At 73.7% G+C, this 23,164-nt stretch carries 20 protein-coding genes; 3 read left to right on the forward strand and 17 right to left on the reverse strand.

Annotated elements, in window-relative coordinates:
- Window positions 1–196: 196 nt before the first annotated feature.
- Window positions 197–1,282, reverse strand: coding sequence for an AraC family transcriptional regulator (locus tag ABEB13_RS35505; RefSeq protein ID WP_345708783.1), 1,086 nt, complete (start codon window positions 1,280–1,282; stop codon window positions 197–199).
- A gap of 266 nt (window positions 1,283–1,548) precedes the next feature.
- On the opposite strand from ABEB13_RS35505, the gene ABEB13_RS35510 reads away from it, so the two are divergent.
- The 3 genes from ABEB13_RS35510 to ABEB13_RS35520 all read left to right on the forward strand — a co-directional run bounded on the left by ABEB13_RS35510 (window position 1,549) and on the right by ABEB13_RS35520 (window position 5,258).
- Window positions 1,549–2,493, forward strand: a complete 945-nt coding sequence (locus ABEB13_RS35510; RefSeq protein ID WP_345708784.1) for an alpha/beta hydrolase — start codon at window positions 1,549–1,551, stop codon at window positions 2,491–2,493.
- 393 nt (window positions 2,494–2,886) lie between these two features.
- On the forward strand, window positions 2,887–4,491 hold the full coding sequence (locus tag ABEB13_RS35515) for a flavin-containing monooxygenase (RefSeq protein ID WP_345708785.1): 1,605 nt from the start codon (window positions 2,887–2,889) through the stop codon (window positions 4,489–4,491).
- Window positions 4,488–5,258: an SDR family NAD(P)-dependent oxidoreductase gene (locus tag ABEB13_RS35520; RefSeq protein ID WP_345708786.1), complete on the forward strand. Its 771-nt coding sequence runs from the start codon at window positions 4,488–4,490 to the stop codon at window positions 5,256–5,258. Before ABEB13_RS35515 ends, ABEB13_RS35520 begins: the two co-directional genes overlap by 4 nt.
- A 438-nt stretch (window positions 5,259–5,696) precedes the next feature.
- Here ABEB13_RS35520 and ABEB13_RS35525 read toward each other — a convergent pair whose 3' ends face one another.
- From ABEB13_RS35525 to ABEB13_RS35600, 16 genes are all read right to left on the reverse strand, one after another.
- Window positions 5,697–6,395, reverse strand: coding sequence for an ABC transporter permease (locus ABEB13_RS35525; RefSeq protein ID WP_345708787.1), 699 nt, complete (start codon window positions 6,393–6,395; stop codon window positions 5,697–5,699).
- Complete coding sequence (locus ABEB13_RS35530) at window positions 6,392–7,381, reverse strand: ABC transporter ATP-binding protein (RefSeq protein ID WP_345708788.1); 990 nt, start codon at window positions 7,379–7,381, stop codon at window positions 6,392–6,394. Before ABEB13_RS35530 ends, ABEB13_RS35525 begins: the two co-directional genes overlap by 4 nt.
- Window positions 7,382–7,443: 62 nt before the next feature.
- Window positions 7,444–8,565: a thiopeptide maturation pyridine synthase gene (locus tag ABEB13_RS35535; RefSeq protein WP_345708789.1), complete on the reverse strand. Its 1,122-nt coding sequence runs from the start codon at window positions 8,563–8,565 to the stop codon at window positions 7,444–7,446.
- Entirely contained in the window at window positions 8,562–10,574 is a 2,013-nt protein-coding gene (locus tag ABEB13_RS35540; RefSeq protein WP_345709939.1) for a lantibiotic dehydratase, read from the reverse strand. Before ABEB13_RS35540 ends, ABEB13_RS35535 begins: the two co-directional genes overlap by 4 nt.
- Window positions 10,460–10,963, reverse strand: coding sequence for a hypothetical protein (locus tag ABEB13_RS35545; RefSeq protein ID WP_345708790.1), 504 nt, complete (start codon window positions 10,961–10,963; stop codon window positions 10,460–10,462). The genes ABEB13_RS35540 and ABEB13_RS35545 overlap by 115 nt, the downstream gene beginning before the upstream one ends.
- Entirely contained in the window at window positions 10,960–12,810 is a 1,851-nt protein-coding gene (locus tag ABEB13_RS35550) for a TOMM precursor leader peptide-binding protein (RefSeq protein ID WP_345708791.1), read from the reverse strand. Before ABEB13_RS35550 ends, ABEB13_RS35545 begins: the two co-directional genes overlap by 4 nt.
- A 66-nt stretch (window positions 12,811–12,876) precedes the next feature.
- The gene (locus tag ABEB13_RS35555) at window positions 12,877–13,641 is read right to left on the reverse strand and encodes a nitroreductase family protein (protein WP_345708792.1); all 765 of its coding nucleotides are present in this window, start codon (window positions 13,639–13,641) and stop codon (window positions 12,877–12,879) included.
- Complete coding sequence (locus tag ABEB13_RS35560; protein WP_345708793.1) at window positions 13,581–14,291, reverse strand: SagB/ThcOx family dehydrogenase; 711 nt, start codon at window positions 14,289–14,291, stop codon at window positions 13,581–13,583. The genes ABEB13_RS35555 and ABEB13_RS35560 overlap by 61 nt, the downstream gene beginning before the upstream one ends.
- 3 nt (window positions 14,292–14,294) lie before the next feature.
- On the reverse strand, window positions 14,295–14,549 hold the full coding sequence (locus ABEB13_RS35565; RefSeq protein WP_345708794.1) for a hypothetical protein: 255 nt from the start codon (window positions 14,547–14,549) through the stop codon (window positions 14,295–14,297).
- Complete coding sequence (locus tag ABEB13_RS35570) at window positions 14,546–15,274, reverse strand: thiopeptide-type bacteriocin biosynthesis protein (RefSeq protein ID WP_345708795.1); 729 nt, start codon at window positions 15,272–15,274, stop codon at window positions 14,546–14,548. Before ABEB13_RS35570 ends, ABEB13_RS35565 begins: the two co-directional genes overlap by 4 nt.
- A complete protein-coding gene (locus ABEB13_RS35575; RefSeq protein WP_345708796.1) occupies window positions 15,267–17,924 on the reverse strand; it encodes a lantibiotic dehydratase in 2,658 nt (885 codons plus the stop codon). Before ABEB13_RS35575 ends, ABEB13_RS35570 begins: the two co-directional genes overlap by 8 nt.
- The gene (locus ABEB13_RS35580; protein ID WP_345709940.1) at window positions 17,924–18,442 is read right to left on the reverse strand and encodes a nitroreductase family protein; all 519 of its coding nucleotides are present in this window, start codon (window positions 18,440–18,442) and stop codon (window positions 17,924–17,926) included. The genes ABEB13_RS35575 and ABEB13_RS35580 overlap by 1 nt, the downstream gene beginning before the upstream one ends.
- Window positions 18,355–19,455 (reverse strand): SagB/ThcOx family dehydrogenase, encoded by a 1,101-nt coding sequence (locus tag ABEB13_RS35585; protein ID WP_345708797.1) that lies wholly within the window; start codon window positions 19,453–19,455, stop codon window positions 18,355–18,357. The genes ABEB13_RS35580 and ABEB13_RS35585 overlap by 88 nt, the downstream gene beginning before the upstream one ends.
- Window positions 19,452–21,101 (reverse strand): TOMM precursor leader peptide-binding protein, encoded by a 1,650-nt coding sequence (locus ABEB13_RS35590; protein WP_345708798.1) that lies wholly within the window; start codon window positions 21,099–21,101, stop codon window positions 19,452–19,454. The genes ABEB13_RS35585 and ABEB13_RS35590 overlap by 4 nt, the downstream gene beginning before the upstream one ends.
- Window positions 21,094–21,225, reverse strand: a complete 132-nt coding sequence (locus ABEB13_RS35595) for a hypothetical protein (RefSeq protein WP_345708799.1) — start codon at window positions 21,223–21,225, stop codon at window positions 21,094–21,096. Before ABEB13_RS35595 ends, ABEB13_RS35590 begins: the two co-directional genes overlap by 8 nt.
- Window positions 21,222–23,054, reverse strand: coding sequence for a hypothetical protein (locus ABEB13_RS35600; RefSeq protein ID WP_345708800.1), 1,833 nt, complete (start codon window positions 23,052–23,054; stop codon window positions 21,222–21,224). Before ABEB13_RS35600 ends, ABEB13_RS35595 begins: the two co-directional genes overlap by 4 nt.
- Between the last annotated feature and the right edge of the window lie 110 nt (window positions 23,055–23,164).

Consider the following 23,164-nt stretch of genomic DNA (forward strand, 5'->3'; position numbering starts at 1 on the left):
CCGGTGCGGGCCGGCGTTCCAGGAGCATGGGGCGGCTCCCGCGGGGTGTCCAGGGCGCTGACCGCCGTCCGGCTCCGTGTGGCGCAGACTTGTCGCGCGGCACAGGACAGGCCCGTTCCTGTTGTGTCCGCGGACAGCGCGGGGGGCGCCCGTACCGGGTGGTTCCCGCGGATGCCTCGGCCTCGGGTCCGGCCCCTCACCGCCCGGGCGGCAGCGACTGCTGCAACGCCCAGTTCTGCGGGGTGGTCCCCGCCCACCTGCGGAAGGCCCGGACGAAGCTCGACGGCTCGGCGTACCCCAGGCGCCGAGCGAGCTCCTCGGTGGAGACGCCGCCACGGCCGAGCGCCTCCCGGGCGACGCCGTAGCGCACCTCGTCGACCAGCTCGCGGTAGCCGGTGCCCTCCGCGTCCAACCGACGGCGCAAGGTCCGGGACGTCATCCCCAGCGCCTGCGCGGTCTGCTCGATGCCGTCGTCCACACCCTGCAGCCCGGTCAGGCGCGCGCGGACCCGGTGTGCGGTGCCGACCGCGCGGGCGCGCTCGGCGAGCAGGCGACGGCACGCGTCCACGCAGGCCCGCGCGGTGAGCGGATTGGCCTGCGGCAGCACCCGGTCGAGCAGGGCAGCGTCGGAGACCAGCTCCGTCGTCGGACCGCCGAGCACCACCGGCCCGCGGAAGAACCGCTCGTAGGGCTCCGGCGTCCCGGCCTCGAACCCGAGCACCACGCGGCGCAGCGACGTGGCCTCCGGGTCGCCGAAGAGCTCACGTCGGATCACGGTGCTTGCCGCACTGTCCCGTTCCACCAGGAAGCGGCGTACGTCCGGCGGGAGCGTGTCGGCGCCGAGCCGGGCGGTGTAGACGTCCCCGGAGCGCTCCAGCCGGATCCGGCAGAACGCGAACGTGAGCTCGGCGAACTCGGCGCCGACCCGGAACGCGTCGCCGAGCGTGGCACTGCTCAACAGCGCATAGCCCCAGGTCCCGTACGTGGTGAGGTGGAAACGGGCACCCACCTCCAGGCCCAGGCCCGGACGGTCGCCCAGCGCGCGAAGGAGGTTGCGCACCACGGCGATCTCCTGGCGCGCCTGGACGATGCCGTGCGGATCGCCCAGGTCGGCCTCGGCGATGCCGGTGCCCGCCAGCAGGCGCTCCCTGTCGATTCCCCGTTCGGCCGCGAACTCCGCGAGCAGCAGCACCCCCGCCGGTGAACGGGGGAAGTCCCAGTCGGCCAGGCCCCGGGCGATCGTCTCGGGCCGCGCGGGCGGTGGAGCCGCCGGATCCGGCATCGACGCCCTCCCTCCTGATGCGCGGCGGTCTGCCGAGGCGGTCTGCCGCGGCTCGGCGCCGGACTCCGGCGACCGGGCGATGCGCAGGCGGGCCGCGCCTGCCGGCGGCCAGCGTATCCGCCGCGGGACCTGGCCGGGCGTACCCGGTGTCCGGAAATGTCAATCACCTGTCCGCATCCGTCCTGGTAGGGGACCTGCGTCGGTGGCTAACGTCCCAGGAACCCACCCCCGGCCGTACGACGGCCGCATCTGCCGTGGAGAACCCTGTGCCGCTTCACCCTCAGGCAGCGTCGCTGCTCACCCTGCTCGCCGCGAGGCAGGGCCCTCCGCCGGCCGAGCTGCCGCTCACCTCGGCCCGGGAGGCCACGGCCGGCCTGCGCGCCCTCCAGGCAGCCGCCGAGCCGGTCGCCGAGATCCTGGACACCTTCGTGCCCGGAGCCGCCGGGCTGCTGCCCGTCCGCGTCTACCGGCCGAAGACCGACGACCCGGCCCCTCGCGCCCTGCTGGTTCACTTCCACGGCGGCGGGTGGGCCACGGGCGGACTGGAGCTGGTGGACCGCCCGCTGCGCCGCCTCGCCAACGTCACCGGAGCGGTCGTCGCCGGTGTCGGCTACCGGCTGGCACCCGAGACCCGATTCCCCGGCCCCGCCGAGGACGCGTACGCCGCCGTCGCAGCCCTGCACGCCCGTGCGGCCGAGCTCGGGGCCGACCCGGAACGCGTGGTGGTCGCCGGGGACAGCGCGGGCGGCAACCTGGCCGCCGCCGTGTGCCTCATGGCCCGCGACCGCGGCGGCCCGCACCTCGCTGCGCAACTGCTGCTCTACCCGGTCACCGCACCGGCCGAGGGCTCACCGTTCGGCTCGTACGAGGAGTACGCCGACGGCTACCTGCTCACCCGGGACACGATGCGGCTGTTCTGGAACCACTACCTGGCCGATCCGGCCGACGCCGCGCACCCCTACGCCGCCCCGCTCCACGCACCCGACCTCACCGGGCTGCCGCCCGCCCTGGTGATCACCGCCGAGTACGACGTGCTGCGCGACGAGGGCGAGGCGTACGCGAGGCGGCTGCGCGAGGCCGGGGTGCCGGTGCGCGCGGTCCGCTACGCCGGAGCGATCCACGGCTTCTTCTGGCTGCCCGGCGTCCTGGACGTCTTCGACGACGCGGCCGACGACATCAGGCGGGCGCTGCACGCCCTGCCGGGCGTCTGAGCCCGCCGACACCCCCACCCATCCACCACCACCCCGGGGACCCCATGTCGCACTCCTGGCCCACCGGCCTCCTCGCCGCCGACGAAACGGCCCTGCGCCGCGCCCTCGCCGACGCCGACCTGCCCGCGCTGCTCCCCGCGCTGGCCCGGCTCACCGGCGACCTGTCGCTGCTCGACGACGAACTGCGCCCCTCCGGCGACCTGCGGCTCACGCAAGGTGGGCTGTCCGCCGAGGACCAGCACACGGTGCGGGAGCTCGCCCTCCGGGCCCTCCTGCGGTACCGCGACGCGGGCGCGCCCGCCGCCGAGCCCCCGGACCGGGGCAGCTCGCACGGATGCTGTCGTTCCTGTTCGGTGACGACAAGGAGACTATCTGCCGCTGCTTGCCGACGAGTTGGCGCTCTCCGGGGATCCAGGCGCTCCCGACTGGCAGTGGGCAGGCACCCGGGAGGACGCCACCGGCGCACCGGTCGTCGCGGTGATCGGCGCGGGCATGTCGGGTCTGCTGGCCGCCCACCGCCTGGGCCAGGCCGGCGTGCCGTACGTGGTGCTGGAGAAGAACACCGACATCGGCGGCACCTGGCTGGAGAACGCCTACCCGGGTTGCCGGGTCGACGTGCCCAGCCACCTCTACAGCTACTCCTTCGCTGCGGACCACGACTGGCCGCAGCACTTCTCCGCCCAGCCGGAGATCCTGGAGTACTTCCGCGGCTTCGCCGACAGGTCGGGCGTGCGCGAGCACATCCGCTTCGGCACCGAGGTGGAGTCCGCGACCTGGTCCGAGGCAGCGGGAAGCTGGACGCTGCTGCTGCGCGGCGCCGACGGCGCCCGGTGGGAACTGACCGTCCGTGCGGTGATCAGTGCCGTGGGCCAGCTCAACCGTCCCAGCCGGCCCCGGATCACGGGCGCCGACTCCTTCCGCGGGCACCTGTTCCACTCGGCGCGCTGGGACCACTCGGTGGACCTGGCCGGCAAGCGCGTCGCCGTGGTCGGGACGGGCGCCAGCGCCCTGCAGATCGTCCCCGCGATCGCCGACGAGGTGGCCGAACTGGCCGTCTACCAGCGCTCGGCGCCGTGGCTGGTCGACACCCCGCACTACACGCGGGAACTGCCCGAGGGCATGGCCTGGTTGCTGCGCCACCTGCCGGGCTACGGCACCTGGTACCGGTTCTGGCTGTTCTGCCAGTACGTCGAGGGCAGCCTCCCGTACATCCAGGCCGACCCCGCGTGGACGGACACGCAGCGATCGGTCTCCGCTCTCAACGACCGGCTGCGCGAACTGCGCACGCGTTCCCTCCTCCAGCAGGCCGGCGACGACGCCGAGTTGGCGGCCAAGGTCGTCCCCGACCACCCGCCGGGCGCCAAGCGGATGCTCCGTGACGACGGCTCGTGGATCCGCACGCTCCGGCAGGACCACGTCGACCTCGTCACCGACCGGATCGAGCGCTTCACCGAGCGCGGCATCGCCACCGCCTCCGGCGAGCGGGAGTTCGACGTCATCGTGTACGCCACCGGCTTCGAGGCCTCGCGCTTCCTCACGCCGATGACGGTCACCGGGCGCGACGGGCGCGACCTGCACGAGCACTGGGAGGGCGACGCCCGGGCGTACCTGGGCATCCAGATCCCCGGCTTCCCGAACTTCTTCTGCCTCTACGGCCCGAACACCAACATCGTCGTCAACGGCAGCATCGTCTTCTTCTCCGAGTGCGCCGTGCACTACGTCCTCGGCTGCCTGCGTCCGTTGCTGCAGGACGGGCACCACGCCGTGGACTGCGACCGGGACGCGCACGACGCGTTCAACCGCCGGATCGACGAGGGCAACGCGCAGATGGCCTGGGGCGCCGCCGACGTGGACAGCTGGTACCGCAACTCGACCGGGCGCATCTCGCAGAACTGGCCCTTCTCCCTCCTGGAGTACTGGCGCCTCACTCGGACGCCGCAGGACTCCGCCCTCGTCCTGGACCGACAGCCGAACCCGACCGAGAAGAGAACGATATGAACCACACCACCGCACCGGCAGCCGAGTTCGCGGGCAGGGTCGCGCTGGTCACCGGCGCCGCCTCCGGCATCGGTCTGGCCGTCGCCCGGCGGCTGGCCGACACCGGTGCCGCCGTGGTCCTGGCCGACTGCGACGAGGACCGGGTCGACGAGGCGGCGGCAGCCCTGCGCGGCCTCGGCCGGACAGCCGTCGCCGTCCGCACCGACGTCACCGACCCGGCCTCCGTCGAGCAGGCCGTCCGCCTCGCGGTGGACACCTTCGGCGCCCTGCACCTGGCGGTGAACAACGCCGGCATCACCGGGGAGGTCGCGCCCACCGCCGAGTGCACGCTGGAGAACTGGCGCCGGGTCATCGACATCGACCTCACCGGCGTCTTCCACAGCCTGAAGTACCAGCTGCCGCGGATCCTCGCCTCCGGCGGTGGCGCCGTGGTCAACATGTCCTCGATCGTCGGCTCCCACGGGTACGCCGGAGGCCCTGCCTACGCCGCCGCCAAGCACGGCGTCATCGGGCTGACCAAGACGGCCGCCCTGGAGTACGCCGCCCACGGAGTCCGCGTCAACGCGGTCGGCCCGGGGTTCGTCGACACCCCGCTGCTCGGCCTCGCCGACCCGGCCACCCGCGACCGGCTGGCCGCGCTGCACCCCGCCGGGCGGTTGGCGACGGCCGCGGAGGTCGCCGAGGTCACGGCGTTCCTGCTCTCCGACCGCGCGTCCTTCGTCACCGGCAGCTACCACCTGGTCGACGGCGGCTACTCGGCCCGCTGAAGCCGTGTGCTCCCGCCCGGGCGTGTCGGGTGGGCCGGCCCGGGGCCCGCGCTACGGCGTGACCGGTCCCTCGGCCGCCCAGGGGGAGTACCAGCAGAGGGCGGCGAGCACCGCCGCGCCGGGCAGGAACGCGGCCGCCCGCAGCCCGACCGGCAGCCATCGCAGGATCGCCGCCGCACGGGCCGTCGGCGCCTGTCCTGGAGCATGCCCGCGCCGACCGTCTCGGCGTACGCGGACCGGTCGCAGCCACGGTGCACCCGGCCACCGTGGCTGCGGTCGCCCGCCCCGGATGTCAGCCCAGCGCGCGCGACATGAAGCCCCTGATGCCGACCGCCACGGCGATCGCCGTGGCGAACAGCAGCACCAGGGTGTCGATCCACAGGGGGATCGACGAGAGCCCGGGCAGCGTCACGGCGCGCAGGCCCTCGCTGACGTACGTCAGGGGTTCACCGCGGAGATCACCTGGAACCAGCGGACGTGGCCCAGGGACGACCACGGGTACTGGACCGACCCGGTGAACGTCAGCGGAGCCAGGACGAGCGAGAAGGTGACGCTGATCCGGTCCGGCGACACGACCGTGCCCAGCATCAGGCCGATGCCGGCGCCGGTCGCCGAGCCGAGCGCGAGCACGAACAGCACACCCGGCCAGGCCGTCGGCGGCCAGCCCGCCGTGCCGAGCACCAGGAACCCGAACGGTGCCATGACCAGCCCGGCGAACAGGCCGCACAGCGTTCCGAACACGACCTTGGCCACGGCGACCAGAGGCCCCGGCAGTGGCGCGAGAAGCCTGTCCTCGATCTCGCCGGACCACGAGAAGTCCATGATCAGCGGCATCGCGGTGTTCTGCAACGAGACGAGCAGCGCGTTGAGTGCCATCACACCGGGCAGCAGCGTCGCGCCGAAGTCGCCAGTGGTGTAACCGGCTTCGCCGAGTACCTTGCCGAAGACGAAGAACAGCAGCAGCGGCTGGACGATCACCTGCACCAGGAACGCGGTCGGCCGCCGGGTCGTGGTGAACAGGTCGCGCCACAGCACGGCGAGGAAGGTCCGGGTCACCGGGCGGACGGTGCGCCACGGATACCGGTCGGCGGGGGCGGAGTTCGACTCCGGGTCGGCGGTCGCGGGCAGGGTGGTCATCGCAGCTCCCTTCCGGTCAGGCTGAGGAAGACGTCCTGAAGGCTGGGCCGGACGATCGACAGGTCGAGCACCTCGGCCCCCGCTGCCAGCTCCACGACGGTGCGCAGGACGTCGGGCAGCAGGGCCGACGGGTCCTTGTCGGTGCGCACCCGGAAGAGGTGGCCGGCGCCGGGCTCCGCGTCGTGCGGCGGCGCGTCGTGCTCGGCGGTGTCGGCTCCGGGCAGCGACGCCAGCGCGGCGACGATCGAGTCCGCCGGCACCTGCGCGCCGCGCACCCGTGCGGCGATGGTGGCGTGGCCCGGGAGCGTCTCGGTCAGCGCCCGCGGCGTGTCCAGTGCGAGGAGCCTGCCGTGGTCGACGATGCCGACGCGGTCGGACAGGCTCTCGGCCTCGTCCATGTCGTGGGTGGTGAGCACCACGGTGACACCGCGGTCGCGCAGTTCGCGGATGCGCTGGTGCAGGAACAGCCGAGACTGGGGATCCAGACCGGTCGAGGGCTCGTCCAGGAACAGCACCGCGGGCGCGTGCATCAGCGCCCGCGCGATGACGACCCGCTGTGCCTGACCGCCGGAGAGCCGCTCGACCCGCTGACCGGCCTGGTCCGTGAGCCCCATCAGCTCCAGCAACTCGTCGGCGCGGCCGAGCCGCTCCGCCTTCCCGACGCCGTGGTAGCGCGCGTGGAAGAGCAGGTTCTGCCGCACGTCCAGGGAGCGGTCCAGGTTCTGGCGTTGCGGCACGACGGCGAGCAGCCGCTTGGCCTCGGCCGGCCGGGCCACCACGTCGGTGCCGAAGACCAGGCCCCGGCCCGCGGTGGGCAGGATCCGGGTGGTCAGCACCCCGACGGTGGTGGACTTCCCCGCCCCGTTGGGACCGAGCAGGCCGAAGACCTCGCCCCGGTCGACCGTGAAGCTCAGGCCGTCCACGGCGGCCGGTGCGTGCGGGTGGTAGCGCTTGACAAGTCCGCTGACGGTGACGGCGTGACTCATGCGTCTCTCTCCCTTTCTCGTGCGATCCCGTCCGGTGCGATCCGGCTCTCCGGCGATCCCGTTCAGGTGTGATCCGGCTGCAGACGGCCGCCGCCGTCGACGAAGCCGATCAGGTCCTGGATCCGGTTCAGCGCGGTCACGCCGTGCACGTCCTCGACGGCCCGGGAGACCACGTGGCAGATCAGGTTGCGTTCCAGTTCGCCGACGCCGAGCCGGTACATGGTGAGGTACATCCAGTTGAGGACGACCCGGTACTGCTGGAAGACGTTCCATCCGCCGAGTTGGTCGGCGGCAGCCCGATGACCACCGAGCCTCCGGTGGAACGGGCTGCGCTCGGACCAGGCGCTCCAGGTCGAGCCCCACTCCTCCGGGTCGCCGTTCTCGTCGGCGTTGAGCACCAACTCCCCGGTCTTCAAAAGCTCGTTGGCCTGGTTGCGGTACCGGAGCAGGATGTCCGGGAGGGTGCCGAACCGGATGACGTCGTGGTGGTCGGCGGCCGCGGTGATCTCGACGACCCGCTGCCGGAAGTGCTCTGCGTTGGCCTCGTAGACCCGGTCGAAGCGTGCGCGCAGGCCGTCGGGCATCTTCGCGACGAAGGCGTCGGCGTGCCCCCGGTAGGACATGTAGCCGTAGGTCACCGGCGGGAGGAAGCGGTGCGCCACCGCGATGAACAGGTCCACCGCGAGCGCCATCCTCGACCCGCCGCCGCGGGCCCAGTCGAGAACGTCGAACACGATGTCGTTGGTGTCGACGTGGTAGTCGGCGAGCAGGTCGGCCGCAGCCTGTCCGCCGAGCACGTGCAGCCGCTGGTCGTAAGGCCCGGTCTCGATCGTGTTGTTGGCCGCCCAGGGCGTCAACGGACCGCGCTCACGCTCGTGTCGGGCAAGCCTGACGTGCTCCGCGTGCGCGGCCCGCTCGTCCAGCACGACGGCCGACGGATGCGCCCGCAGGTACTCCTGGAGGATGTCGGCGACGGCCGGTGCGACGACCTCGTCGAAGGCCTCGGAGCTCGCCCGGATCGGAATGCGGACGTGCGGCCCGCGGCGCCAGTGCGGCTGGTAGTACACCCTGGACACCGAAGGGGCCACGGCCGTGATGAACGGGCGCACCGCGTCGAGCAGCAGATCGGTCCGGTCGCCGTCGTGGTGGAAGATGCTCACGCTGCGCCATGAGGACTCCGTCATTTCCCATCTCCTTGGCAGTCCAGCTCGATCACGTACTCGGTCACCCGGGGCACGCCCAGGTCGTCGACGACGGCCGACTCCGGCTCCGGTGCGACCTCGTGGAACACCGCCGCGCAGGCCCCGTCCCGCGCCAGCCGTTCGAAGGCCAGCACGAGTGGCGGCGAGCCGATGTCGACGAACAGCGGTTTGCGGGCCCGATCGCTCGCGAACGCACCCGACGGGACGTCGCCCGTCCGCAGCACGGAGACGAAGAACCGGGGCGGGATGCCGTGCTCGGCCAGCCAGCGCGCGGTCGTGAGCAGGAAGTCCGCGTCGGACCGGCCGGCTCCGCGACGCGGCAGGGTGCCCGGCTGGGCCACCCAGGTGGCGCGCCGCAGCACCACGCGCCCGACGGTCAGCCGCGGCCCGTGCAGCACGCGGCCCTCCCCGAGGCCGGCGCCCGCGTCATGGCGCAGGGGTTGATCCGGCCGCAACAGGATGGGATTCTCGCCGAACGCCTCGATCAGCAGCGCCATGACCGGCGGGAGCAGCCGCTCGTAGGACAGTCCGCCGTGGACGGGCCGGACGGCCGATCCGTGGTCGAGCAGGACGGGCAGCCCGTCGTCGTCCACGCCGACCGTCAGCCGGGCGGCCGGCGGGTAGTCGAGCCGGTCGGGCAGGGTGAGTTCGCGCTGGTTGAGCGAGGTGGCCAGGGTCTGGGTGAACTCGGCGTACGTCGGCGTGCCCGGGTGCACCGCGTCGACCGGGAGGGGATCCTCCGAGACCCGGTGCAGCAGCCGGCGTACCTGGGACCGGCCGCGTCCGAAGCCGGAGTTCACCGCGTTGACGATCAACGCCTCGCCGTCGTACTGGGCGTACACGGCGACCGACCCGGCCGGGCGCACCCAGGCCGGCAGCGCGTCGAGCGCCTGCTCGATCCGGTGCCGGTCCGACATGGCGCGCCGGACGTCGGCGATCAGGTCGGCCAGCCGGCGGACCTCCGCGACCGGGCTCGCCGCGAGTGTCGCGGTCAGACCGGCCGGGTCGAAGGCGACCGCGCCGGGATGCAGTCGCCGCGCCTCGTGGCCGTCGTGCAGCAGCTCGGTGTAGAACCGGTCGAACGGCACCGGTGACCCCGTGCCGAAGCGGTCCCGGACGAACGCGGCGACCGCCAGTTTGAAGGGCAGCGTGTGGTCGAAGACCGCGAGCAGCCGGCAGGCGACGGCCAGGTCGTCCAGCGTGTCCTGCCAGGCCGGCAGGCCTGCTTCGACCACGGTGCCCGGGATGACCGACTGTTCGGTGACGACGTCCCGCAGCGGGCCGGTGATGCCGATTGCCTGCAGCCGCTCGCGCAGCACCGGTCCGAGTGAGATCCGGTCGGTCCCGTTCGCGCTCCGGTAGGTGCGCAGGGCGTCCCGGACGGGCTTCAGCCCGGGTACGCGATCCGCCCACTGTTCCAGGTGGTCGGCACCGTGTTCGTCGACGACGGGTTGGGCCAGCAGCAGACCGGAGGCCAGGAGCGAACGCACGTAGCCGGCGGCCCGCTCCGGCGCCGCGGGCAGGCCCGCCGTCAGCTCGGCGAGCGTCGGCTGCCCGGCGGCGGCACGCAGGCAGTGCCGCAGCGGCGGGGTGAGGGGCAGGGTGAGGAGTTCCTCGGCCGGTGCCGGGCCGAGGAACCGGACGCTGTCGCCCACCAGGCGCGCGCTCGGGTTGACCCGGACCGTCGTCCCGTCCGCGGCGGCGGTCAACGGCGTGAGGACCGACAGGTCGAGGTCGACGACGGACCGGGCCGGCGCGGTCGCGGTCCAGCGCAGCGCCGGACCGTCCGGGACGAACCTGCCGAGGCCGCTGGCGGTGAAGGTGCTGAACGGACTGGTCTTGACGGCGGCGCGCGCCGCGTAGACGGCCAGCCGGATCAGCTCCTGCCGCCCGGGTGCGCGCCGGAGGACCTCGCGCAGGGTGGGGCTGGCGTGGGCGAGGCCCTGGTCGAAGCGGGGATCCAGGCCGATCTCCCGCAGCTGCCCGCCGATGGCGAGGTCCGCTTCGGCCAGCACGGTCGGCAACTGGGCCAGGTCGGCCCGAAACCTGTCCAGTGTGCGGCCGAACTCCGCGATGGTCGAGGCGAGTTCGACGCCGAGTGCGGCGGCGACCGGGGGTCGGCGAGCAGCCGCGCCGGATCGCGCAGCTGGTGCACCGTCCGCCGCAGCGCGACCAGTTTCGGTTTGGCGGAAGGGTCCGGCAGCGCCCCGATCACCGTGTGGCACCGGTCGGACAGCGCGGCGGCGTCGGCCGTCAGCCCGGCCTCCGTGCGCGCCGCCGTCATCAGCGCCTGCCGCAGCCGCTGGTCGACGAGCCGGTCGAGCACGGTCGCGGGCAGGCCGGCGACGCGGACGGCGAAGGTGTCGGCGTGATCGGTCATGGGAACGGGTGGGGGTGGGGGTTGAGGTCGGCGTCGGTCAGCGGCTGCGGCGCGTACCCGAGCAGGTGGGGCACCTCCCGCAGCCGACGCAGCCCGGTGGTGCGCCGGTTGCGGTGGCCGAAGGTCATGGACAGCGCGCCGGGTACGATCACCTTCACGCAGTGCAGTCCGGCGGCCTCGTGCAGCGGCGAGGTCTGGTCGACGACCACCACGTCCATGCCGCCCGCCAGCATGCGGTCCACGGCCTCGGTCAGGTCGTCCCGCAGGTCGGCGTGGTGCGGCCAGGGGCCGCGGCCGAGCCGGTCCCAGCCGGTCCTGCGGTCACCGGAGAGCAGGAACGAGAAGCGTTCGAACGCCTCCGGAGTCGCGCTGCACAGCGCGTGGTCGGTCATGATGCGCACCAGATCGGGATCGGCGGCCATCTGCCGGGCCCGCTCGGCCTCGGCGGGGTACCTGCGCATCTCCTGCTCGACGATGGGGGCCAGTTCGCCGAGTGCGGTGAGCACGGCGGCGACCGGATCCAGCGCCGATCCGCTGGTGCAGACGACCTTCGGCCGGGCGGCGTCGCCGGTGGTGTCCTGCGCCAGCACCCAGAACGCGGGGATCGCCTCGGTCAGCGTCATGTCGAAGACCCGCAGCCGGTAGCCGGTGCGCTCGATGCGTTCGACGACGAGCCCGACGCGCGGGTCGGGCGCCCGGGCCAGGTCCACCTCCGGCAGGGGCATCCTGGCGTACCAGGTCATCAGGAACGCGTCCCGCTCGACGACCTCCAGGATCCCGTGCAGGATCGCCTCCTCGACGCAGCCGCCGAGGGCGCAGCCGTTGGAGATCTCGAAGGTGAAGGGCTTGTCCGCCCGGGCCCCCGGCTGCAGGGCCGTCCGGTAGTACGCGTAGGTCTCCGGGACGAGCACCGGCCGGCCCTGGCGGAACGAGTACGCCCACACCCAGGACACCACGGCGTCCTCGGTGAACGGCTGGTAGGGGCAGTCCGGTTCCTGGTAGCGCTCCGCCGGGAACAGGCCGAGCGACCGGGGATCGAGCGCGTCCCGGGCGAGGTCCGCGTAGCTGCCGCGGACGGTGGTCCGCTTGCCCCGGGGCCACTGGCCGCCGAGCCGTTCCAGGGCCTCGGCGACCGCGGTGGCCCGGCAGGAGGCGAAGTCGCGGGCGCGCCCGAACCCGGCCTCGCCGCGGTAGCCGCACTCGGTCAGGACCGACTCGGCCAGCGGGAGCAGCGAGTCGCGCAGGCCGGTGGGCGGGGCGACCACGCCGGTCTCGGCGTCGACGTAGAGCTCGGTCAGCCGGGACTCCGAGAGCTCGCCGATCCGGCCGGCGCCGGGGCTGGGCTTGGGCCGCGGCAGGGGCGTGATCGCGGCCCGCGCGGCGGTGTCCTCGGGCCGTCCGCCGCAGGCCGGGCACAGCGGGTCCGGGAGGAACGTGTGCCGGGTCTGGGCCAGGTCGCGCAGGTCGAGGTACCAGCAGCAGTTCCGCGCGGCCCCCGCGTGCACCAGCTCGCGCACCGCGTCGGCGGCGAAGGCCGACAGCCAGGCGGACGGCCGGGTCGCGACCCGGCCGTCCTTGCGCAGCTCGCCCGTCCACCGGTCGCGCCGGGGCGCGCCGGATCGCCAGGTCTGCAGGCACCACACGCAGCCGGGTTCGCCGGGCCGGACGATCGGGCCGACCACGACCCGGTCGAGTTCGGTCCACACCGGCAGCCAGGGCTCGCCCCGGTCGTGGGCCGCGGACCAGTCGGCGGTGTCCCAGCCGTCGTGTGCCACCACCAGCATCGACGGCGGACGCCGGGCGATGGCGTCGGCCAGCAGGCCGTCACCGATGACCGAGTCGCTCATGCCCCCGCCTCTCCCCGGGCCTTCGGCCGGGGGTGCCCCCATCGCTCGCTCACGCGTCGTCCTCCCTCACCAGGTCAGCCGGAACTCGGGGCGCAGCCCGGCCGGGTGCTCCGTGCCGAAGTGCGCCATCAGCAGACTCCGTTTCCGCCCCTCCAGGCCGAACCAGCTGTCCAGCAGGTGCGTGAGCACGTCGTTCTGGATCCGGCTCGCCACGTCGACGGCGGCGGCGGCGAGGCAGGCGCGGTGCAGTGCGGCGCCTGCGGCCGCCTGCTGCAGGCGGTACCAGCGGGCGCCGTACCGCTCCTCGGCGGCCTCGGCGTCGCCCACCGGCAGCAGCCACAGGTTCGCCGTCCGGGCGCCCTGCTGGGTCAGCGCGGCCAGCGCGGCCTCGCGGATCCGCTGCCGGGGATCGCCCTCGCTCACCAGCTCCAGCTGGTGCCGGTCGGGAAGGTAGCGGTAGGCGCCGGCCGGCACGCCGGTCACGTCGGCGATCACGCAGTAGAACTCGACCAGGTTGGCCGGCAGGTCCCAGCGCGCCTGCCGGCCGTAGGCGGTGAGGATCGTGGCCAGCGCGCCCGGCGACATGGGCTCCCCGTTGAAGCCGCGCACGGCCGCGTGCCGGGTGCGCGTCCCGGCCGGCAGATCCGGCTCCGCATGCGGCAGGCTGATCCGCCGGCCCTCTCCCGCCGGTGCGATGGGCAGCGGTGCGGGGTCGGGGCGGCTCTGCGCGAGCACGGACGCGTGCGCGCCGGCCGCGAGCGGGAAGGTCGTCAGCGACGGACCGCCGAACGCGGAGGGCACCGGCGGGACGAGCTCGACGACCGCGTGCACGCCCTCCTCCCGGGGTCGAGCCCCAGCAGTTCGGTGATGTCGGCGTCGGGGAAGCACAGCCGGGCCGTGGCGCCCGTGCCGTCCGCGACCGCCAGCGCGTGCGCCACCTGGATGCCCGACTCCAGGCAGGCGAGGCGGTAGTACATCTCGCCGTACTTGGCGGCCAGCCGCCAGAACACGTTGGTCTGCACGAGGACCGTCGCGGCGGGCCGGGACGCCACCCAGCTCCGGTAGTCACCCGAGCGCAGGCGCACCAGGTCGTGCCGGGCCGGATCGTAGTAGTGGACGCCGGTGGGCACCTCCGAGTCGGGACCGGCGATCACGTACCACTCGGAGCTGTAACGGGCGCCCCCGGACGGTGTCGGACGCCGGGTCACCAGCCACTGCAGCGGGTCGTCGTCCGGGATGGCCTCGAAACTGTCGGTGAAGGGCAGCATGTCCAGCGGGGTCAGCCACTGCGACCGGGTGATGCCGCCGAGATCCGCGAGCAGCCGGCCCAGCCGGTTGCCGGACTTCTCCGGCGGCCAGGGCAGCGGGTGCCGCGGCGCCCCCGGGTAGCTCTTGACCACCTGCGGTGGGTACGCCTTCGGGTTCGCCACCTCGGTCGGCGTGTGCACGTCCTCGTGGTAGCGCGTCGCCTCGTTGCTCACGGGTCACACCGTGCACAGGTCGAAGGCGGTCCTGGTCACCAGCAGCCGCAGGTGGGACTCCTGGGCCAGGGTGATGCCGAGCCGGTTGCACATCAGGTGCGCGCACCGTTCCACGATCAGCTGGGGCACCAGGTGGTTGATGTGTTCCAGCACGTCGGCGGGGGCCTCGAAGCTTGGGTAGGCGTCCAGCCGGCCCAGCAGCTCCAGTTCGACCAGGGTGTCGTTGAGATCCCGCACGGTCGTCAGCCAGGTGCTCACCACGGACGCCTCGGGCAGCGGCACGCCCGGGTCGCCGCCCACACCGCCTCCAGGGTGGTGCGCAGGTGGGCCTTGTTCGCGTCGAAGTGCTGCCGGAACTCCTTCGAGCCCATCACCTCCTCCACCGCCACGCCGCCGGTCTCCACCATGAACCTCGCCTGGTAGGCGAGTTCGGGCAGGATGCCGGTGAAGAGCGTGCGGTCGGCGGCCAGCATGGCGAAGGCGTCCATGGCGCGCTGCCCCGGCGTGCGCCCGCGGGCGATCAGTTCGACCGCCAGCGCGCTGGCCGCCATGAGCTGGTTCTCGACCGCGGCCAGCGCGCGGCCCGTGCCGAACACCTCCGTCTCCGGCACGTAGTCGATGAACGCGACCGAGTTGTCCGGGTGCAGCACCGGGTCGTGGTCGGCCATGCGTTCCAGCGCGGCGAGACCGGGCGCGGACTCGGCATACTCCTGTGCGGTCATCGAGGACTGCGAGGGTGACGCCCGGTAGAACTCCGCGGCGGTCTCCTCGATGACCGAACGGACCTGCCCGGCGTCCTCCGGCCGGGTGAGCACCCGCAGCCGCACGTGCGGGCCGCCCTCCCAGTAGCGGAGGAAGAAGAAGCCCTCGGCCTGTCCGGCCCCGCGCAGCCGTTCCACTGCGGGCTTGACGACACCGGCGATCACGGCATCCTGATCGCCGTGGTAGAAGAGGTGGGCGCTGACCCAGCTGGGCTCAGACATACGTGACTCCAGGCTCGTTGAGTTCCACGATGTACTCGGCGACGCGCTCGCCGCGGACCTGGCCGGGATCCGGCACCATCTCGCTGATCTGCACGATCGCGTTCGGCTCGGTGAGCCGGCGTTCCAACCCGAGCAGCAGCAGCATGCTCGCGAAATCGAGGTAGTTCGGCTTGGTGTCGTTGCCCGGCCCCTGGCCGTTCCCGGCCTGGCCCAGGACGGTCGGGTCGAGCACGGTCGCGAAGCACCGCTCGGGGATGCCGTGTTCGGCCAGCCAACCGGCCGTCCTCAGCATCCAGTCCGCGTCGGTGGCGGCGTCCGCCCGCCGCGGCAGCCGGTCCGCGCGGGTCATCCACATGGCGCGCCGCAGCACGACGTTGCCCACCATCAGGCGGGGCAGGTGGTGCACGCCGCCCGCCGCCCGCGGGTCCGAGGTCATCCTGAGCTCGGTGTGCGCGCCGAACCAGGTGTTGGACTCGCCGAACGCCTCGACCATGAACCGCGCGGCGGGCGGCAGCAGCCGGTCGCCGAGCCCCGGGTGCACCGGGCAGATCTGCTTGCCGAGCCGCCGCGACACCAACGCGAGCAGCCCGTCCTCGCCGCGCCGCACGTACAGGTCGTTGACCGGCAGCAGGTCCTCGGGCGAGCGCAGGCTGCGCACCCCGGGGTAGTCGACGACCAGCGGGACACCGGGCCTGCGCACGTTCACCGCGGAACGGGCCACCGCCTCGAACTCGGCGAACAGCACGTCGTCCCGGTCCGCGGCCAGCCCCGGCCCGGCCGGTGCGTCCTCGCGCAGGTCGAGCGCGTCCAGGATCTGCCGCACCCGGTTGCGGCCCCGGCCGAAGCCGCAGCTGATGGTGTTGACCACCAGCTCCGGACCGTGCGCGGCCTCGGCGAGCTGGCAGTAGGCCGCGATCGACGTCGGCGTGCGGACCCAGCCCGGCCATTCCTCGGCAAGGGTGCGCACCTCCTCGGGATCGACCCGGACCACGCCGTCCTCGTCCGGCTTCCGCTCTCCCAGCAGGCGCTTGCCGGCGGTGCGCAGGCGGTGCAGCTCGCGCACGGCCCCGACCGGGCTGTCCTCGCCGGCGAACCGGCTGTGCGCCAGCCACGACCCGCCCGCGGCCGGCTGCGCCGCGGCCCCGGCGGACTGCTCGGCCAGGACGTCCCGGTAGAACACCAGCAGCGGCACCTGCGCGTCGGCCGGGTACCGGCTGCGGAACAGCGCGTCGAGGGTGAGCTTGAACGGCAGGTCGGGCCCGATCAGGCCGAGCAGGGTGCGCACCGCGTCGAGGTCCGTCAGCAGCGGCTGCCACCTGCTGCGGTCGAGCACGGCGGTCGTGCCGGGATGCACCGCGTTCTCGTAGAAGCTGTACCGGCCGAACTCCTGGGCCAGCTTCGGGCTGTTCAGGTGGGCGTGGTCGCCCACCTCGCGAAGCGCCGTGTCCAGACCGCGGATCACGGCCTCGCGGACGGCGACCCGTTCGCCGGGGGCCTCGATCGTCGAGTAGCTCGACAGCGCCTCGTGCACGCCGTGCAGGGTTCGGTCCAGCCGTTCCAGGCCGGGCTGCCCGAGCTGCTGCAACCAGACGCGCAGGTCGGCGACCGGGTCCGGGGCCTGGTCGGCGAGCGGCGGGACGAGCTCCAGCACGCCCAGCGCCACCAGGCGGCGGAGGAAGGCGTCGACCTGACTCCCGTCGGCCGCCCGGGCCAGCAGGGCGTCGCGCAGGTCGTCGAGCGTGGTCCCGGGGATGACCAGGTCCATCACCCGGCGCAGGGTCGGGGTGACGGCGAGGCTGTGCACGTGCTCGACCGGACGCCGGCCCAGGAACACCAGCGTGTCGTCGGCGACCGTGACGCTGGGGTTGATCCGGATCGGGCGGCCGCCGACGACCTCCGGGCGTTCGCTGACGGCGCGGGCGATCCGGTGCAGCGAACCGACGCTGATCTCGGTCGTGGTCGCCGCGGCGACCCGCCCCTCGGCCAGCCGCCCGGACAGCTCCACGATGTCGTCGCACCGGCTCCAGGCGGCCAGGCCGCTGCTGGTGAACGTGGAGTACGGGCTGGTCTTCGCCGCGGAACGGGCCAGGTACTGCGCCAGGCGCAGCACGGTCTGGCGCTGCGGTGCGCGACCGGTGTCGAACCACTTGTGCAGGGCCAGGTACATGTCCGGGTTGGCGTGCACGAGCCCCAGTTGGAAGGCCGGCAGCCGGGCCGCGGTGCCCAGCGCCCGGTAGCTCGCGGCCCAGTCCTCTTCGAGCCGGTCCGGCAACTCCGCCAGCAGGCGGTCGCGTTCGGCGAGCCGCGCGGTCCACGCCCGGACCGGGGCGGCCAGGTCGGCGGGCACGTCGGTCAGCCGCGCGGGATCGACGCGGCGGCCCCGGTGGACGGCCCGGCGCACCGCGACCAGCCGGGCCTTCGGTTCCCCGTCGTCCGCGGCGCCGATCGCGGCGTACAGCAGATCCGACAGTTCCGCGGCCGCGTCGGCGATCTCGGCGCGGAGCCCCACCAGCTCTCCGGCGGTGCGCCAGCTGCGCGCACAGCGCAGCCCGTCCAGCACGGCGACCGGGCTCCCGGCGAGGCGGACCACGGCGGCCGGGCCGGTCAGGTAGCCGGCCGAGCCGGGAACGGCTTCGCGCAGCGTGTCCATCAGCCCACCTCCTCGAGTTCGACGGGAACGATCACGTGTCCGCCCGGTCCCGTCCGGGCCAGCAGGATCTGGAAGAGCGGGGTATGGCGTCGGTCGGTCAGTCCGAGGGCCGTGCGGACCGCGCCGGCGTGGTAGGCGTTGACGATCCGGCCGGACAGGCCCTGCGCCGCGGCCGCGACGCAGACCCGGTGCGCGAGCAGCCCCGCCTCCTGGTGGATCACCCGGTAGCCGCGGTCGCCGAAGGTGTCGAACGCCCAGTCGCGGTCGCCGACGAGGTGGACGACGGCGTTCATGCCCCGGAAGACCGTTCCGGGGAGGCAGGCGCGCTCGATCGCGCTGATGGCGTCGGCGCCGGCGACCGGATGCAGCGCACCCGTGTACCGGTCGAGCCGGTAGGCACCCGGCGGTACGCCGGCGAGGTCGCCGACGGTCAGGAAGATCTCCAGCGGGACGGGCGCACCTGCCGGAACGGCGTCGCTGGTGACCCCGGTGCGGGCCCGGGCCAGCCGCGCCCACAGCTCGGTTCCGTCGACCCGTGACGCGACCGGCCGGAAGACGCCGGGACCGGAATCGCGGGCGCGCAGCACCTGCGCCAGGTCCACCGCCGGGGTTCGGCCGCGGGCAGCGGCAGCGGTTCGGTGCCGGACCCGCCCGGCGCGGCCGGTTCGGCGGTGGCGAAGGCCGTGGTGTCGGTGCGCAGGGAGGCGCGGTTGACCTCGGTCAGCCGGGGACAGGCCGGTGCGACCTGGAGTCCGCTGCGGACCACCGGCGGGTCGATCGGGTCGATGGTCGAGGCCAGCGCGGCAGCCGTCGTCGCGACCGGCTCGCGCCGGAGGTCGGCGCCGGCCGGGTGCAGCGGCAGGACCAGCAGGGCCGGTTCCTCGTCGCTGTCGAGCCCGAGCAGCCGGTTGACCGGCTCGTCCACGAACTGGTGGTGCAGCAGCGCCCGCAGACCCATGGACCGCGCGACCAGGTCGAGGTTCCCGGCCAGCAGACCGGCCTCCTGCGTGCACAGCCGGTAGGCGTAGTCACGGTAGATGTACGCGGTCTTGGAGAACATCGCGGAGAGCACGAGGACGGCCTCCGGCAGGGCACCCGCGGATCCGGTCGCCCTGGCGAGCAGCGCCCGGTGGTCCCCGTCGCGCAGGTGCACCAGCCCGTGGTGCGCAGCGTCGTAGTGGTGGACGCCGTCGGCCAGGCAGACGTACAGCTGGACGCCGAACAGGCAGCGGGCGGAGGCGACCATGCGGTGGTACGGCCAGGTGCCGTTGGTGTCGAACTCCTGCCGGGAGATGCCGTAGCCGTAGTGCAGCAGCGTCGACAGCGCCACCTCGTCGAACGCCTCGACCGCGGTGAGCGTCCGGGGCACCCGGCCGGTCAGCGGGCGGCGGGGCCGGCCCCGGTAGATCTTGAACTTCAGCGGCTCGTCCGGGTTGCCGTACTCCGACTGCCGGGTCTCCATCGCCGCGGCGAGGTCCTCCAGGGTGGTTCGCCAGAACGCCCGGCCGGGGCCGTCCTCGGGCCCGGTCACGGGAACGGGTGCGGGTGCGGGTTGCGCACCTCGGCCAGCCGGGGCAGTCCGGTCACCCGCCGGGCCGCGTGTCCGAAGGTCATCGGCACCGACCCCGGTGCCATCACCTTGACGCATGTGAAGCCTCCCGATGCCTGTTCCGTGGAGGTGGTGTCGACGGCTATGACGTCCATGCCGGCCGCGGCGAAACGCCGGACGGCCTCGTCGAGGTCCGCGCCGATGTCGGCGTTGCGCGGCCAGTGCCAGCGCTCGAGTCCTTGCTGCCAGGTCGACGTCACCGGGTCGTCGGTCAGGAAGGAGTACCGGTCGAAGGTGGCCGGATTGGCCGCGCAGAGCAGGTGGTCGGCCATCGACCTGACCTCGTCCGGGTGGTCGGCCAGGTGCTGGGCGCGTTCGCGCCAGCCCGGGGCGAGCGCGAGGACGGTCATGTACTCGACGGTCTGGCTGAGTTCGTGCAGCGCGGCCAGGATCGCCTCGGCCGGGCGCAGCCCGCTGCCGCCGGTCGACACGGCCCGGGGCCGTCCGGTTCCGGTGACGTCCTCGGCGAACGTCCAGAACGAGGGGATCCCGTGGTCCTGCGTGGTGTCGAGGATGCGCACGCGGTAGCCCTGCCGCGCGATGCGCTCGCAGACGAGCGCGATCCGGTGGTCGGGAATGCCGGCCGGGTCGATCCCGGGCAGCGGGGTCCGTCCGTACCAGGCCATCAGGAAGGCGTCGCGCTCCGCGACTTCGAGGATGCCGTGCAGCACCGCCTCCTCCCAGCAGCCGCCGAGCGCACAGCCGCTGGAGATCTCGCACGCGAACCCGGCCGCGCCGCCGGAGGCCGGCAGCCGGTAGTAGACGAAGCTCTCCGGCACCAGCACCGGCCGGTCCCGGCCGAATGAGTGACCCCAGACCCAGTCGGTCACCGCGTCCTCGGTGAACTCCCGGTAGGGGAAGCCGGGGACGCGGAACCGGTCGGCGGGGTACAGGCCCAGCGAGCGGGGATCGACCGCGTCCTCGGCAACGTCGGCCCAGCCGGCCCTGACGCTCGTCCGCCGGCTCGGCGCGTACGCGGCCAGCCGCTCCAACGACTCCGCCACCGCGACGGCCCGCGCCGACGCGAAATCCCGGGTGCGGCCGTAGCCGGCTGCCGCAGCGGAGGCCTTGGGCACGGCCAGCACGGCCTCGGTGAACGGGAACGCGTGCTGCGGATAGGAGGTGATCGAGGGGATCAGGCCGCTCTGCCCGTCCACGTACCGTGCTTCGAGGTCGCTCCCGTCCAGCGGGCGGACCCGGCTCGACGCGGGCGAGGGCTTGGGCCGCGCGGCTCGGACGATCCTCGCGGCCCGTGCGCTGTCGGCGGGCACCACCGCACACCGGGGGCAGTGCGGATCGGGGAGGAAGGCGTGCTGCGACAGGGTGAGCGTGGCCGCGTCGACGATCCAGAACCGCTGCGCCCCGGACCCGGCCGAGGCCAGCTCGGCGACGGTGTCCGCCAGGAAGGTCGGCAGCTCCCCGTCCGGCACGGCGGAGGCCATCTCTGCGGCGCGCAAGGCGGACGCCGCGGCGGCGCGCCGGGTCCGCAGACACTCCGGGCAGCCCGGCGGCCACGGTCCGACGATCACCTGATGCGATTCGACGAGCACGTGGGGCCGGTCAGCCATGGACGACCACGGCTCGCGCCACGAACGGACACCGCCCGGCGAGGAGGGGATCGTGGTCGAGCGGTACCGCGACCACGCGGCCGCCGTCGCGCGTCAGCGTCGCCACGACCTCGTCGAGGGTCACGGAGACCGGCCGCGCCCCGGTCTCCCCGCGCAGGTCCGCGGGCAGGTCGGGCACGGGCGCCGGTGCGTAGCCGGGCTGCTCCGCGGCCCGGGACTGGTAGGAGAGCAGGGTCTGCTCCAGCCCCTCTCCAGCGCGACCGCGACCTCCAGGTCGCTCGCGTAGGCGACGGTGGCGTCCGGGGTGCTGAACGCGAAGGTGGGCAGCCCGAGCGGACCGGACAGGTCGTGGACCTCGAACGGCTGGTCGACGATCCGCAGCAGCTTCAGGTAGCGCTCGCCGCGCGCCGTCAGGCCGGCGGAGTCCAGGTCCAGCCGGGGGAACGGGCCGGTCGCGGCGGCGAGTGCCGCGGCGACGTTCGCGTGGGCCGCCGCGACCACCGCGGCGCGCACGGCCGCCGTCCAGTCGTCGCCGGAGGCCGCCGTCCGGGCCGGGAAGACCTCCGAGGCGTCGACCGCGACCGGTTCGCCGGTCAGCACGTCCAGGCCGTGGAGCGTGTCGCCCCTGCGGGAGTCGACCATGACGGCCGCGTAGCGTTCGAACGCGTGCCGGACGGCCCGCTGCCGTGACTCGACCACGCTCTCGCCGACGCCGTGGACCGGGAACGGACCGCCGGCCAGGCCGACCGGGTCGGAGACCACGACCTCGCTGACGAACAGCGGCAGCTGCTCGTAGTCGCGTTCGGTGATCTCCGCGAACACACCGGTCCGCGGGTCGACGCAGTCCACCGCGAGTCGGGCCAGCGCCTCGTCGTCGACGGGCGCCGCGGTGGCCAACGCCGCCACCCGGGAGGGGGCGACGGGGACGACGGGCAGCGCGAGCGGGTGCGGCAGGAAGGTGTGCTTGGAGGTTTCCAGCGTCTCCAGCTCGAACCGGACGAGGTGGTCGGCGCCCGTGCCCGGATCGATGCCGGTGAGGTGCCGGAAGGCCGCGAAGCACAGCTGGTTGGCGACGAGGGCGACGGTGGGGCCGCGCAGGAAGTCGCTCGGCGCCGCCTCCGGGTGGTCGCGCAGATCCGCGCCGACGAGGTCCGGTGCGAGCGCGCGCAGCCGACGCCAGGCCGACTCCCAGGCCGTGGCGTCGCCGTCCCTGCCGATCACCGGGCCGATCCAGGCGTCGTCGCCCACCACGATCGCCTGGGCGAACGCGGCGCCGGCGGCGCGGGCGACGTGCGGCAGCGACCGGGCGCGTTCGATCATGGGGCGGTCCGCGACGTGCAGCACCATGGCGGCGTCGGCGGCGACCCGGTCGAGCCGCTCGGCGTCGACCTCCCGGTAGGCGGTCTCCTGCTCCGGATCCAGCGCCCGGGCCGCGGCGAGGTGCTCGGCGACGCGGTCGCGGTCGACCTCGGCGAAGGGGGCGAGCGACACGGTGCGCACACCGGAACGCAGGTGCGCGTTGGCCAGGGCCTGGAGCAGCGGGCCGGATCCGGCCAGCACGACGGTGCTGTCCCGGTAGTGCTCGAAGCGCAGTTCCGGCGACTCGGTGAAGTACTCGATGAAGGCGATGTTGGCCGCGTAGGCCGCGGCCACGTCGGCTGTCAGGGTGTGCGGGCGGTCGTCCAGGACGTTCTTGACGTACCCCTTGCCGAGCAGCAGCATCGTCAGTTTGGCCAGGCCGGCGCGGCTGGGCTCCGGAACGGCCGCGCACAGCTCGCCGAGGGTCCTGGTGCCGTCGAGCATCGGCGCGATCCGCTGGATCCACTCGTACGTCGACGCGCCCTTGAGCATCGACCCGCCGAGATTGCTGCGGATGTAGGCACCTTCCGGCACGCGCATGACGTAGACGTCGCCGCGCAGTCGCGGCCGGATCCGCTCGACATCGACTTCCATGACCACCGCTTCTTCACACCTTCGTTGACGACCGGTCAGGGAAGGACCGAGAGCCACCCGGTCCCTTTTCACCACCACGCACCGGCTAGAGCACGGGTGCCGGAGACATC

The sequence above is a fragment of the Kitasatospora paranensis genome (assembly GCF_039544005.1).
Taxonomy (GTDB): domain Bacteria; phylum Actinomycetota; class Actinomycetes; order Streptomycetales; family Streptomycetaceae; genus Kitasatospora; species Kitasatospora paranensis.

Bases quoted from the DNA above. Each gene is read 5' to 3' on its own strand.
- ABEB13_RS35590 (WP_345708798.1), bottom strand. From the start codon at position 21,101: ATGGCTGACCGGCCCCACGTGCTCGTCGAATCGCATCAGGTGATCGTC.
- ABEB13_RS35530 (WP_345708788.1), bottom strand. From the start codon at position 7,381: ATGAGTCACGCCGTCACCGTCAGCGGACTTGTCAAGCGCTACCACCCG.
- ABEB13_RS35550 (WP_345708791.1), bottom strand. From the start codon at position 12,810: ATGAGCGACTCGGTCATCGGTGACGGCCTGCTGGCCGACGCCATCGCC.
- ABEB13_RS35525 (WP_345708787.1), bottom strand. From the start codon at position 6,395: ATGACCACCCTGCCCGCGACCGCCGACCCGGAGTCGAACTCCGCCCCC.
- ABEB13_RS35600 (WP_345708800.1), bottom strand. From the start codon at position 23,054: ATGGAAGTCGATGTCGAGCGGATCCGGCCGCGACTGCGCGGCGACGTC.
- ABEB13_RS35575 (WP_345708796.1), bottom strand. From the start codon at position 17,924: ATGGACACGCTGCGCGAAGCCGTTCCCGGCTCGGCCGGCTACCTGACC.
- ABEB13_RS35570 (WP_345708795.1), bottom strand. From the start codon at position 15,274: ATGTCTGAGCCCAGCTGGGTCAGCGCCCACCTCTTCTACCACGGCGAT.
- ABEB13_RS35545 (WP_345708790.1), bottom strand. From the start codon at position 10,963: ATGACCGATCACGCCGACACCTTCGCCGTCCGCGTCGCCGGCCTGCCC.
- ABEB13_RS35505 (WP_345708783.1), bottom strand. From the start codon at position 1,282: ATGCCGGATCCGGCGGCTCCACCGCCCGCGCGGCCCGAGACGATCGCC.
- ABEB13_RS35520 (WP_345708786.1), top strand. From the start codon at position 4,488: ATGAACCACACCACCGCACCGGCAGCCGAGTTCGCGGGCAGGGTCGCG.
- ABEB13_RS35535 (WP_345708789.1), bottom strand. From the start codon at position 8,565: ATGACGGAGTCCTCATGGCGCAGCGTGAGCATCTTCCACCACGACGGC.